Source organism: Streptomyces sp. NPDC030222 (assembly GCF_055573115.1).
The window spans coordinates 1-11623 of sequence record NZ_JBVICA010000044.1 but is presented as its reverse complement, the minus strand read 5'-3'; the positions used below and the strand labels follow the sequence as shown (position 1 = coordinate 11623).

Below are 11623 nucleotides of genomic sequence, written 5' to 3'. Positions count from 1 at the left end.
GGTCGACGACTTCCTCCTGCCGGTCTACGGGGCAGAGGTGACCACGGCTGCGCCCTGGTGCCTGCAGTGGCAGGAGCACGACGACGTCGTCGCGTGGCTCCACGCTCTGTGGCTCGCCTACCAGCAGCACAAGGACCCCGAAGCCGGGCTGTCCGGCTTGTTCGTGTGGCACCGGGACTTTCTCACCCATGCCATCGCGGCGATCCGCGCACCCGGCGGCCCTCTGTCGGCATGCATGACCTCCCCGGAGCGTCCCGCGCACCGGATCCTGCCCGGCCCGCCACCGTCGGCACGCTCTGAGAAGACGAACACCACTGAGAGGGACGCCTCTGGTTCCGGTGAGCCAGGAGAGCCGACGTCATGAACACGGGGCAGCAGCCGGCCTTCGGCCTCAGCTTCGACCCGCGCGCTCTGACCGACTTCCTCCAGGCACCCGGCGACATCCGCGACCTTGCACTCGCCCAGCTGCAGGACGTGGTGAATGCCGAACTGTTCGGGACGAAGCTGACCGGTGACCTGTCGGGCTACCGCAAGCTCGTCGTCGACTCCCGCAAGGAGTGGAGGGTGGTGTACGCGCTTCGTCCGGCGCCGCCGACGTCCGCGCACGCCAATGAGATCCACGTCGTTGCCGTACGGCCGAGAGCCCGCAATGACGTGTACGACACCGTCGGGCAACGGCTGGGGATGACGCGCCGGCCGCTCAGCGCCCGGACCCACGCTGCCCGCTCCCGCTCGCCGCAGCTCACGACGCGCCAGCCCGCCCCGAAGCCGGGACCGCTGCCCTCCGCGATGCCCGGCCTGCCCCGCCCTGCCCTCGGCGCCGCGCACCACCACGTCCGCTGACCCAAGGAGTACCTTCCTATGCCCCCTGATCCCACGCCGGAAGCAGCCCGGCGTGCGGTCACCCAGCTCGACCACCGCGTCGAGGCCGCGACCGGCCACGACGTCGACACCCTGTGGACCCACCGCGACCGCGGCGTCCTCGACGAGCCCCACGCCCGCCTAGCCGATCACCACCGCGAGTTGGTCACGGCCGAGACCGGGGTGACCTTCTACCGAACGCTCCTCCACCGTCTGTCCAGCGGCGAGTTCCCCGTCGATGCCGCCCTGTTCGACCGCATCGACCGCACGGTCGACCAACTGGAGAAGGCCGCCGCCGTGCGCGACTCCGCCGCGGCGCGCGTGATCGCCGCCCGCCGGGCACCCACCGCCACCCAGGTACCGAAGCCTCCGGCTCGACCCGGGGCATGGCCCTCAGCCCCAGCACGCCGGCGCTGACCGCCACCGAAAGGCCCCTTGAAGAGCATCCCCGAAGTCGACTTCGAACTGGACGAGTTCGACGCTGACGAACAGGTCTCCCTTGACTTCTACCGTCAGATCGAAGCGCGGTCCGACATGCTCGTCCCCCTCGCCGAACACCACACCGCCAGCGGCGTGCACAGTTACTACGCCCTGTTCGACCGCACTGCCACCTATGGTCACCCCGGCATGCCGCAGCACGTCGCCGTGCACCTGCAGCGGGACCAGGAGAAGCGGACGTTCGCCTTCGAGAAGGCTCTGCTGCCGCTGCCCGCGATGGCGCAGTCCTGGCTGATCCACCGCGGCTGCCCTTCCGACGCCATCGGCCTCAACCCTGAGCTGGGTCCGCCGCCGGCGGATGAGGCGACGCGGGCGCTTGAGCGGCGCCTCGCAGACGACGGCGACCACTACGCGATGGGCTACTCCTACACCCGAGACGACCCGGACGACATGGTCACCGTCGTCGCGCTGCGCGCCCTGGACGAGCGAGCCCCCTCTCCGTTCCGCGTCGTGGTCGAGGAGGTCGACACCGACGCGTGGACCCACACCCTGCGCGAGGGCGGCTTCAACACCAAGGCCGAGGCCCTGCAGTGGTGCGACGACCGGCTCACCGGCGCGGCCGGCCCCCTCCCGCCGGTCCGCCGGGCAGCCGCATTCACCCGCCCAACTGCCCTGCTGCAGGCTCCTGTTCCGCGCCCGTCCGGCCGATCGCGCTAAGCGTCAAGGCGGGCGGGCGCGGCGCAACATAGCCGACGATCGCCGGTTAGCCAAACCGGCGATTCTCCGGACTCTTATACAGCCGCCGGGACGACCTCCGCGGCACCACCCACGTAATCCCTATGCCTTTACGGAGGTTTCTTCCGCATGCGCTCAACCCGAATTGCCATATCCGCTGCGATGCTCGGCGCCCTCGCCCTGCCGGTGCTGTCCGCCACCACCGCCAGCGCGGCACCCGCCGCCGTGCCCGCGGCCCTTGCGAGCAGCTGTCACGACCTGCCGCCGCTGCCGTACGAGGTACACACCACGGCCGTCACCATCCGGTCGAAGGCCACCACGAAGTCCACCGCCCTCGGCGTGCTCTACCGCAGCCACAAGTTCACCGTGCACAACAAGAGCGGCAACTGGCTCTACATCACGGACAGGACCACCGGCGTGAAGGGCTGGGTGTCCGGCACCTACGTCTACCGGGACGTCCGAATGTGCCTGAGCTAGCAGGCGGTCACTGACAGACGGAAACGGGGCTGCAGCCATGGCTCCGTCCCGAATCCCTCGTGAAATCCCGGGCTGTTAGGCCCTGCGGAAGGGAGTTCTCCTTGTCCGACGACATAGAGGATGTCGTGAGCGTGCTCACTGCGCAGATCGAGCGCCGGTTCTCCATGAACATGGACGAGCTGACCGCTGCGGTCTCGGCGGCGCCGGCTGCCAATCCCGAGGCCACAGAACTGGTCAAGTGGCACGGCCTTCTCGTCGAATCCCAGATGGCGCTGGTGTGGGCCGAGGACGACCTCCTTGCCGCCCTGGAAACCCAGCCCAGCGAGGTCGACGACCCGACGATGGGCCTTGCCCACCGCGTCAACGGCGCTGTCCATGCTCGCGACGGGCGGGCCATGGTCGTGCGCTGGCTCCTCGACCCGGCGGCCCCCGGAAAGCAGGGACTCGCAGCCGAACGGCTTGCGCGTCTGGGCCGCGGGGCTCGTAAGGGTCCGGCCGTGCAGACCAGTGCGCCCCTCCGGCCGGTGACGACGCCGACGGCAGCGGGGCGCGGAGTCCTGCGGTGAGCGTCCGGCACAAGCCCAGCACCGTCGACGGGCGGCTGCAGGACGTCTTCGGTGCTCCCCTCGCCGAGCTGTACGAGACGGCGATGGGTGCCGATGCCTCCCCTGCGGTGACCCGCGCCCTGGAGCTGCGGTCGTTCCTCGCCCTGGCCGAGGAACAGGTCGCCCGTGTCCGCGACCGCGTGCACGCCGCCATGGCGCCCGCCCGGGACGTGGACGAGCTGTCAGCGGAGACCCTGCGGATGGACGCGGAGTGGCTGGAGGCGGCGCTGGACGCCCGCGACGGCTACCGCGCCGCGCTCGACGACCTGCTGCGCACCATGCCGCCCCTCGTACGGCAGTCCCCGGCCGTCCAGTTCACGCAGCCCAAGGCCACCCTCGTCCTGCCCCCGGCCGTCGCCGCCCCGGCACCTCTGCGTGCCGGGGCGGCCCGGGCACGCCGACCGTGAAAAGCCCCAGCCAAGTGCCCGACCTCACGTCCACCGAGATAGCCGGACGGATCGAGGAGCTGTACGGCGCACCGCTCGCCGCCCTCGAAACCCATGCACAGGACCATCCCCCAGGCATGCTCGCCGCCCTTCTCGGCAGTCACCACGACCTGGCCTTCGCTGAGCAGAGCATCGCCTTCCACCGCGACCGCCTTATCCGGCTCGTCCACCCGGAGCGGCAGATCGGCGCACACGAGGTCTCGCACGTCCTGGACTGCGCGCGCCGGCTCGCCGAAGCCGTCGCCGTCCGCGACGTGCAGGCCAAGACCGTCTTGGCCGTTCTCCAGAGCCTCGGGCGCGTCACGCAGCCCGCACCTGTCTCCGCCGCCGTGCTGGCGCCTGCTCCGGCCGCTCCGGCCGCGAGCGCTCCGAGCCGCTGATCTTGCGCGGCCAACCCCCCCCCCGTCACTCACCCCAGGAGTTCCTCCCTTGGCCCTCACCGGTCTGCCTCCCGACACCGATGCCGACATTGCCCGGGTCACCGAGACACTCGCCATGATCACCCCGCGGTGGAACGTACGGATCTTGCTGGCGCTCTCCGGCCGGCCTCTGCGCTACACGGAGCTGGCGGACCGCATGTCCTGGCTGCAGAGCGGCCAGCTCCACCCGAAGCTGCGGTCGCTGTGCGATGCCGGCCTCGTCCAGCGCACCGAACACACCCAGCGGCACGTCACCTACGGCCACACCGACCGCGGCGCCGCGCTGATGCCGGTGCTGCCGCTGATCGCCACCTGGGCCGAGGACCACCTGGAGAAGCCGGACCGGCCGCTGCCCGCGATCGAGCAGATCGAGGACAGCCTGACCCTCCTCACCCGGCGGCATGCCGCCGCGATCCTGTGGGTGCTGAAGTCCCGGGGAGAGGCGAGCGGCCGTGCCCTGGCCAGCATCGTCATGCCCAGCAGCGACTGGACCAACATCTACCCGCCGCTTCGTCAGCTCGTCGCCGACGGGCTGGTCGACACCGCCGGCACCGGACAGCCCTACCGCTTGTCGATGGCCGGCAACGGCCTCGGCAGCGTCTTCGGGGCTCTGTCCGCATGGTCCGCCGGCCAACCTCTCGCGCAGGCCACCCGTCACCCGATCTGGGGAGGAAAGGGCACGACGCCTGCCCCGCAGAAGTGGGTCAGTCACCGATCTCGACTCCCCGCGCCGACAAGAGCGCCGACACCGGCCAGGACTGGCCAGCCCTCACCGCCGGCGTGGCGGCACCGCGAGCTGTTCTCGCACGCCAAGGCGGCACTCCCGGCGGGAGGCCCGCGCCGATGACGACCGCGATCCACACCGGCGCCGTCCAGCACGCCTGCACCGTGCTGTCCTCCCCGGCCCTGATCCGCCTGATCACCGAGATAGACGACAACGGCGCCATTCCCCGGCGAGGGCTGGCACGCATGCTCTCCGATCTCACGCCCCACCACATCGGGCAGGCCATGGACGTGGCACGCTCACTGCGGCTCGTCAGCGCCAGACCCGGCGCTGGGGTGGACCTGACCACGTCCGGCCTGGAGCTGGCCGACGTCTACTACGCGACCGCCCGCTGGGCTCGGCGCCACGCCTACCCGGCGCCGGTCGCCGACTTCACCAGTCGCATCCAGCACACCCTCGTCCTCCTCGCCCAGACGCCGGAGCTTGGCGAGGAGGGCGGTCATCACCGTCCGGTGCCCGACGGCTCGCCCCGTGCACAGGCAGCGACGGACCTTGCCGGGCCGCGCGAGCTGCTGATCCAGTGGCTGCATGCCAACCCGCAGGCCACCCAGCGCACCGAGTGCGCCGAGTGAGGGCCCGCACCACTCATCACGCGCACCGCCCCCCACTGACCCTGCTGCGCGGCGTCTACCTGCCCCGTACCGCCGATGGCGCCGCGTTCGCCATGGCCACCTACGGCATCCCGCTCCTGGTCCTGGCCACCACCGGCTCGGCGACGCTGACCGGGCTCGCCTTCGCGCTGGAGTGGCTGCCGCGCCTTGGCGCGTTCACGGTGGCCGGCACCATGGTCGACCGCTACGGAACCGCTGTTGTCTTCCGCACCGCCTGCATCGTGCGGACCCTGGTCGTCCTCGCCGCCGCGCTCCTGCTCACAACGCTGGAAACCCGGGCACCGGCAGTGACGGTCACGGTGATGGCACTCGCCGCCATCACGGGTGTGGTCACCGAGTTCAGTTACGTCGCGGCCGAGACCGCCGGCGGCGAGGCGAGCCGCACGGCCGGAGCCCGGGCGCACCGCGTGCAGTCCGTCCTGTTGGGCATCGACCAGACGGCGATGCTCGCCGGACCCCTGGTCTCCGGCCTGCTGCTGGAGCACGGTGGACCGGCTGTGATGCTCGGGACGCTCGCCGGCTTCTCCCTCCTCGCGGCAGTGCTTGGCACCCGCAGTAGGACCGATCCGCTCGGGACCGCGTCGGCGCAGGGAGGACTGCGCACCGGCTGGGCCACCTTGCGTTCGCTGCCGGCCCTCGCCTGGCTGGTCGGCGGCCTGGTCGTCTCCAACTGCGCCATCGGGCTCCTGCAGGCCGCCATGCCGGTGATCGTGATCAGCGAACTGGGGCACTCCAGCTCGGACGCCGGGCTTATCTGGTCCGCCGCAGCCGCCGCCTCCCTGCTCGCCATCACCGCCGCCCGCCGTGCGATCGACCGCTGGGGCCTGTGGCCGGTCGGCGCTGTTGCCGCCTCCGTCGCCTCCGTCGCGACCCTTGCCGTCGCGCAGGCCGGCATCTACCGCGGCTACCTGCTGCTGATCGCCGTCCTGATGGCCGGTGAAGGCGGCCTCACCGTCGTCCTGCGCACCCTGCGCTCCCACCTGATCCCGCCTGACGTCTTCGGCAGCACCCTCAGCCTCACGATCCTGCTGCTCCTGCTGCCCTTCCCCGCCGCCGGACTGCTCGTCGCCGCCGTGCCACCCGCCGAGCTCGGGCACGCCATCACAGCCGCAGCCGTCCTCCAGGCCCTCGGTCTCGCAGCCGCCTTCATCCGGCTGCGCAGGCTGCCCGTCGATCCCCGCTTGACCACCCGGTACGAGAGGAGCCCTTGACGCTCATGTCCCTCATCACGCAGGACAGACTGCCCGGCCTCGGCCTCCCGCACCGAGACGGCCCGAGCATCAGCGAGCAGTTCCACGCCTTCGACGCCCAACACCCATGGGTGTACCGGGCGCTGGAGCAGCTCATCACCGAGCGGCTCGCCCAGGGGGCGAAGCGGGTCGGCATGAAGGCGTTGTTCGAGGCCCTGCGCTGGCGCCACCCGCATGGGGTGAAGGGCCTCAACAACAACTACACCGCCCTCTACGCCCGCAGGCTGCTCGCCGAGCACCCCGAGTGGGTCTCCGCCATCGAGGTCCGCCGCCGGCGCAGCCCGTGAAATCGCGCGTTCTCCGCCCCCATCTGATTCTTAGAGGAGCCTGTTCTTGCCCGACCGCCCCGTCGTCCTGGTCGTTGCCGCGGCCGACATGGAAGCAGAGGCGTATCGCGGCTACTGCCTGCAGTCCGTGGCAGCCGCCTACGACGTCGTCCTCATCACCAGTGACGAGCCCTCGTGGGAAGTGCCGTACATCAAGGACTGCGTGGTCGTGCCCGATCCGGCCGACCAGGCGGCACTGTCCGCATCCGGCCGTACGCTGGCCGACCGCTACGACCTGGCCGGCGTGTTCACCTGGACCGAGTGGTACCTCGTCCCGGTTGCCCGCCTCGCACGCCAACTGGACCTGCCCACCACCGCCCCCGAGGTGACGCAGGTATGCCGCAACAAGGCAACCGCGCGAACCCTGTTCGCCCGCCACGGCGTTCCGTCGGCCGCCTCGGTGAGCGTCCGCACCCGCGCGCAGGCACGTGCCGCGGCGGAACGCATCGGCTACCCGGTCGTGCTGAAACCCGCCGCCAACGCGGCGAGCTTCGGCGTGGTCCGCGCTGACACCCCCGACCAGCTCACCGCTGCCTACGATTTCGCCGAGCGGGCGGCCGAGCGCGGAGTGGAGAGCACGAGCGTCCTGGTCGAGGAGTACCTCGACGGGCCGGAGGTCTCGGTCGAATGCGTTACCTACCGGAGCGAGACCACCGTGGTCGCGGTCACCCGCAAGACCGTCAGCGCCCCTCCGTTCTTCGAAGAGCTGGCGCATTCGGTGGACGCCTCCGACCCGCTTCTGGACATGGTCGCCCCAGCGGCGAAGGCGGCGATCCGCGCGCTCGGGATCACCGACGGCATCAGCCACGTCGAGATGCGCCTCGTCGACGGCCACCCCCGGCTCATCGAGGTCAACGGCCGCCTGGCCGGAGACATGATCGGCCACCTGGTCCGCCTCGCCACCGGCATCGATCTGCCCCGCGCCGCCGCCGACATCGCCTGCGACCGCGCCCCGGACCTCACCCCGACCAGGTCCTCGGCCGCCGCGATCCGCCTGATCTACCCCGAGACCTCCGGCACCCTCACCACCCTCCGGTTCGAGGGCCCGATCCCTCCCTGGCTGGACAAGGTCCACTTCCAGCAGCGCCCCGGCGACCAGCTCGTCCTGCCTGTCGACGGGGGCGACATGTTCACCGCCCGGATCGGCTACCTCATCACCACCGGCCCCACCGCTGAGACTGCCAGCACCCGCGCCGAGGCCGCCCTAGGCCAGCTCATCGCCCGCGTCGAAACGGCACCCACCTCGACCTGACCACCGGACACTCATGTCACTTGACGACGACCTTCGCACCATCGACGGGGACGTCTACGTCTCCCCGCGCTACCTCGCCGGAACCACCGCGATCGGCGACCCCGGCCTCGCCCCGCTCCGCGACCTCGGCTGGAACCTGCAGCACGACGACCTCGGCAACGCCTACCTCAACGCCCCCGACCGCAAGGTCCGCCTCGGCTACCTCCCCGAAGGCGAAGACGACGGCCTGTGGCGCATCAACGCCTACAAGGACCCCTTCGGCCCGCCGACCTGGGGCGTCTGCTTCAACGACTCCTGCCCGACGGAGTTCGTGACCGCCTTCACCACGGCACTCGCCGAGGCGTACCAACAGGGCCCCGGCGCCTACCTCGCGGCACCGGACTCCCGCAGCGCCGACCGCGAGCCCTTCCTCGCAGCCGTCCCGCTCATCCAGCGCGGCTGGCAGCTCGACCGCCCCCGCTGGGGCGCCCTCGCGATCCAGGCGCCCGACGGCCTCGCCGGACTCGAGTTCACCACCGGCCCTCTCGACCCGGAAGCCGAGCTGACCACCCGCGAGGCCCGCTGGCAGCTGTGGGCCGGCACCTCCATCGACCGCCCCGCCTGGTACGCCACCGCCAGCACCGACACCCCCGTCGCCCTGATCAAGGCCCTCATCGAGTGCGTATCCGATCCCGCACCCCTGCCGCGGTGGCGTGAGGAGACGCACAGCTACGTCCAGGGCATGGCCCAGCTCACCCCGGTCGTGCCCCCACGTCCGCCAGGCCCGACCCCGCTCGACGTCCAGCGCGCCGCGCGTCGCCCGGCCGCCCTCACCACCTCCCACAGCGTTCCGCGCTGGAGCACCACCAGCCGTCCGGCGCTCCCCGGGCCACGCCGCTGACCCGCGCCACCTCGCCCTACGACCGGAGACCCGCTTGGCCCTATTTGCTGACGAGTTCTTCGTGAACCACCTGAAGCTTCCCTTCGCCGAGGCAGCCGTCGTCGGCAACACCTACTACGCGACCCCTGTCCCCGGCAGCCCGCTACGGCTGCGCATCGACTTCGCCCGGACGATCCGTGCCGGTGAGTACGACGGTCTTCGTCTGGCCACCCTTCACCAGGACCGAGGCGAACTCGACGTCGTGAAACTGCGGTTCGAGGATCACAAGACCTTCGACCACCGCGACGCGGCCCAGGGGCGCAGTCCAAGGCAGTCGGGGTACGGCACGTTCCACGAGTTCCGCGAACGTCCCGACTGGGTGCCCTGGGAAGGCGCCCACACAGGCGGACTGCGCGAGGCCATCGAGCAGTACGCGTCCGTCTGGTTCCCCGGTGACCGGAGGACGACCGCATCGTCCCGCGCTCCTGGCCGCACCTCTCGGATGGCACCGGTCGCGCCTCCCACTCGCAGCGGAAACCGGTCCCGCTGAGACTCCCAGCCCGCATCCACCCTCGTCCTCTTCTTCCTTCAGGAGTTCTTCTTGCGTATCCGCCCTGTCCGCCGCCTGCCCGCTGCCGTCGCCGTCGCCGCGGCGGTGACCGGCACGCTCACCTGGGCCCCGACCGCCAGCGCTCAGATGCCTGAGCCGACGCCGTCCACCTCCACCGCTCCCACCGAGACGACCGAGTCCGCCGCAGGCAGTGTGGCCATCATCAAGAAGGATCCGGCCGGCGACCTTCTTCAGGGCGCGGCGTTCCTCCTCCTCGACGGCACCGGCCAGGAGGCGGGCACGGGCAAGACCGACGCCCAGGGGAAGCTGACCTTCCCCGAGCTCGCTCCAGGCATCTACCGGCTGAAGGAGACCTCCTCCGGCAGCCCCCTCCACAACGTCGTCGCCGACCAGGACGTGATCGTCACCCCCGGCGCCACCGCCAGCTTGACGATCATCGACCCGTTCAAGCCCGCCCAGGTCGTTCTGAAGGCCAAGGACGACAAGACCGGCAAGCTCCTTCCCGGTTCGACCGTGAACATCGGCTGCGGCGACAAGACCCTGCTCACCCTCACCACCGGCCCGAAGGGCACCACCACAGGCGAACTACCGGTCACGAGCAGGAAGAGCGAGTGCTGGGTCCGGCAGGTCAAGGCCCCCGACGGCTACGACCTCTACAAGCCCACCAAGAGCTTCACCGTCGGCCCGGGCGCACCCGTGACCGTGACCGTCACGAATGCCAGGACCGACACCTCTGCCAAGCCCACGCCGACCGAGAAGCCGACGGAGCAGCCGACCGGCACTCCATCCGCGCCCGCAGACAAGCCGAGCGAAGTAGCCACCAGCGAGCCGAAGCCGGACACCACGGCCACCGGCGCGTCCGACGCTGAGTCGTCTCCCGCCCCGGTCGCGGACACGGCAGACACAGCACCCCCGAAGACACGGGCCGGCTCCCTCGCTCACACGGGCGCCGACGCCACCCCGTGGATTCTCGGCGGGGCCGGAGTGCTCCTGGCCGCCGGTACGGGCGCGGTCATCGCCGCCCGCCGGCGGACGACCTCCGAGCCCGAGCAGGACGACGGCACCGAGAAGTCGAACTGACCATCCGTACAGCAGGCCCCCGGGGAACCCGGGGGCCTGCTGCGCTTCCCCTTTCCAGCAGAGGTCCCCGGCGCCACGGCCGGTCTCCCGCAACTCCACGAGGTCGGGCCTGAGCAGCTTCCGGTCCTGCACCCGGAACTTGTTTCCTTTTGCCAGCCGATCGGCGAGGTCAGACAGTTCCCGGGCCGACTTGGGCCGACAGCCGTGGACAATGCTCGCGCGTACAGCGTTCGACTGCGAACCCGGTCGCTTCGGGTTCCTTACGAGCGAACCTAGTCGTTGGGGGCGGGGGACTGGGGTCGCTGGATGGCTGTACCGCGCCCCGGCCGCCCAGATACTTACAGCTCAGCGGACCCGGCGACGGCCCTCGTCCCTGACATCACCTGGCGGGGGCCAGCCCGCGCTTGCGGGACAGCTCTGAAGGCTCGGATTGTCAGTTCGGCGGGTTAGATTCCGCGGATGAAGAGGCGGCGAGCTCCGGGCTGGGAAGACGACGGTTGGCCTGACGAGGAGGATGAGTGCCGCCTTTGTCGCGGGCCGGTCTATCCGGAGGAGGGCTTTGCCGCTGGACTGCGCTGCCACTTGTGCGCCGCCGCCGAACGGCAGGCCAAGAAATACGGACTGACAGTCTGGCAGGTAAATGCCATCCTCCGCGCACAGGATGACGCGTGTGCGATCTGTGGAGAGAGCCCAGGAGACGCTGCGACCGAAGGACCCTCGTACTGGCAGATCGACCACGATCACGCCTGTTGCTCCGGATGCGCAAAGTGCGTTCGCGGGCTGCTCTGTATGCCCTGCAATGCACGCGGCGTTGCCTGGTACGAGAACCTGGACGAGGCACGACGAGACTGGCCACGCATGAACTCCTACCTGTCAGATCCGCCAGCTCGCCGGCCAGAAGGCGGCGTT

General features: G+C 70.7%; 17 protein-coding genes. All 17 read left to right on the top strand.

Going from position 1 to position 11623, the window contains the following annotated elements; translation table 11 throughout:
* Positions 1-364: DUF4913 domain-containing protein (locus ACZ4Z5_RS32990; protein ID WP_468269905.1), on the top strand; the 364-nt coding region annotated here is incomplete at its 5' end.
* Positions 361-843, top strand: a complete 483-nt coding sequence (locus ACZ4Z5_RS32985) for a hypothetical protein (RefSeq protein ID WP_468269903.1) — start codon at positions 361-363, stop codon at positions 841-843. The genes ACZ4Z5_RS32990 and ACZ4Z5_RS32985, both read left to right, overlap by 4 nt.
* 18 nt (positions 844-861) lie before the next feature.
* A complete protein-coding gene (locus ACZ4Z5_RS32980; protein WP_468269901.1) occupies positions 862-1278 on the top strand; it encodes a hypothetical protein in 417 nt (138 codons plus the stop codon).
* 18 nt (positions 1279-1296) lie between these two features.
* A complete protein-coding gene (locus tag ACZ4Z5_RS32975; protein ID WP_468269899.1) occupies positions 1297-2016 on the top strand; it encodes a hypothetical protein in 720 nt (239 codons plus the stop codon).
* A gap of 180 nt (positions 2017-2196) precedes the next feature.
* The gene (locus ACZ4Z5_RS32970) at positions 2197-2511 is read left to right on the top strand and encodes an SH3 domain-containing protein (protein ID WP_468269909.1); all 315 of its coding nucleotides are present in this window, start codon (positions 2197-2199) and stop codon (positions 2509-2511) included.
* Between the two features lie 101 nt (positions 2512-2612).
* Complete coding sequence (locus ACZ4Z5_RS32965; RefSeq protein ID WP_468269897.1) at positions 2613-3077, top strand: hypothetical protein; 465 nt, start codon at positions 2613-2615, stop codon at positions 3075-3077.
* Complete coding sequence (locus tag ACZ4Z5_RS32960) at positions 3074-3523, top strand: hypothetical protein (protein WP_468269895.1); 450 nt, start codon at positions 3074-3076, stop codon at positions 3521-3523. The genes ACZ4Z5_RS32965 and ACZ4Z5_RS32960 overlap by 4 nt, the downstream gene beginning before the upstream one ends.
* Positions 3524-3537: 14 nt before the next feature.
* Positions 3538-3942: a hypothetical protein gene (locus ACZ4Z5_RS32955; RefSeq protein WP_468269893.1), complete on the top strand. Its 405-nt coding sequence runs from the start codon at positions 3538-3540 to the stop codon at positions 3940-3942.
* Between the two features lie 49 nt (positions 3943-3991).
* Entirely contained in the window at positions 3992-4828 is an 837-nt protein-coding gene (locus ACZ4Z5_RS32950) for a winged helix-turn-helix transcriptional regulator (RefSeq protein WP_468269891.1), read from the top strand.
* Positions 4825-5337 (top strand): hypothetical protein, encoded by a 513-nt coding sequence (locus ACZ4Z5_RS32945; RefSeq protein ID WP_468269889.1) that lies wholly within the window; start codon positions 4825-4827, stop codon positions 5335-5337. Before ACZ4Z5_RS32950 ends, ACZ4Z5_RS32945 begins: the two co-directional genes overlap by 4 nt.
* Positions 5334-6587 (top strand): MFS transporter, encoded by a 1254-nt coding sequence (locus ACZ4Z5_RS32940; protein WP_468269887.1) that lies wholly within the window; start codon positions 5334-5336, stop codon positions 6585-6587. The genes ACZ4Z5_RS32945 and ACZ4Z5_RS32940 overlap by 4 nt, the downstream gene beginning before the upstream one ends.
* Before the next feature lie 5 nt (positions 6588-6592).
* Entirely contained in the window at positions 6593-6913 is a 321-nt protein-coding gene (locus ACZ4Z5_RS32935; RefSeq protein ID WP_468269885.1) for a hypothetical protein, read from the top strand.
* 88 nt (positions 6914-7001) lie between these two features.
* A complete protein-coding gene (locus ACZ4Z5_RS32930; protein ID WP_468269907.1) occupies positions 7002-8204 on the top strand; it encodes an ATP-grasp domain-containing protein in 1203 nt (400 codons plus the stop codon).
* 13 nt (positions 8205-8217) lie between these two features.
* Positions 8218-9084, top strand: coding sequence for an SPDY domain-containing protein (locus ACZ4Z5_RS32925; RefSeq protein WP_468269883.1), 867 nt, complete (start codon positions 8218-8220; stop codon positions 9082-9084).
* 34 nt (positions 9085-9118) lie between these two features.
* Positions 9119-9613, top strand: a complete 495-nt coding sequence (locus tag ACZ4Z5_RS32920; protein ID WP_468269881.1) for a hypothetical protein — start codon at positions 9119-9121, stop codon at positions 9611-9613.
* Between the two features lie 51 nt (positions 9614-9664).
* On the top strand, positions 9665-10714 hold the full coding sequence (locus ACZ4Z5_RS32915; RefSeq protein WP_468269879.1) for an MSCRAMM family protein: 1050 nt from the start codon (positions 9665-9667) through the stop codon (positions 10712-10714).
* 459 nt (positions 10715-11173) lie between these two features.
* Positions 11174-11623 (top strand): endonuclease domain-containing protein (locus ACZ4Z5_RS32910; protein WP_468269877.1); only part of this gene is annotated, 450 nt, incomplete at its 3' end.

Bases quoted from the DNA above. Each gene is read 5' to 3' on its own strand.
- ACZ4Z5_RS32970 (WP_468269909.1), top strand. From the start codon at position 2,197: ATGCTCGGCGCCCTCGCCCTGCCGGTGCTGTCCGCCACCACCGCCAGC.
- ACZ4Z5_RS32930 (WP_468269907.1), top strand. From the start codon at position 7,002: ATGGAAGCAGAGGCGTATCGCGGCTACTGCCTGCAGTCCGTGGCAGCC.
- ACZ4Z5_RS32980 (WP_468269901.1), top strand. From the start codon at position 862: ATGCCCCCTGATCCCACGCCGGAAGCAGCCCGGCGTGCGGTCACCCAG.
- ACZ4Z5_RS32985 (WP_468269903.1), top strand. From the start codon at position 361: ATGAACACGGGGCAGCAGCCGGCCTTCGGCCTCAGCTTCGACCCGCGC.
- ACZ4Z5_RS32925 (WP_468269883.1), top strand. From the start codon at position 8,218: ATGTCACTTGACGACGACCTTCGCACCATCGACGGGGACGTCTACGTC.
- ACZ4Z5_RS32935 (WP_468269885.1), top strand. From the start codon at position 6,593: ATGTCCCTCATCACGCAGGACAGACTGCCCGGCCTCGGCCTCCCGCAC.
- ACZ4Z5_RS32945 (WP_468269889.1), top strand. From the start codon at position 4,825: ATGACGACCGCGATCCACACCGGCGCCGTCCAGCACGCCTGCACCGTG.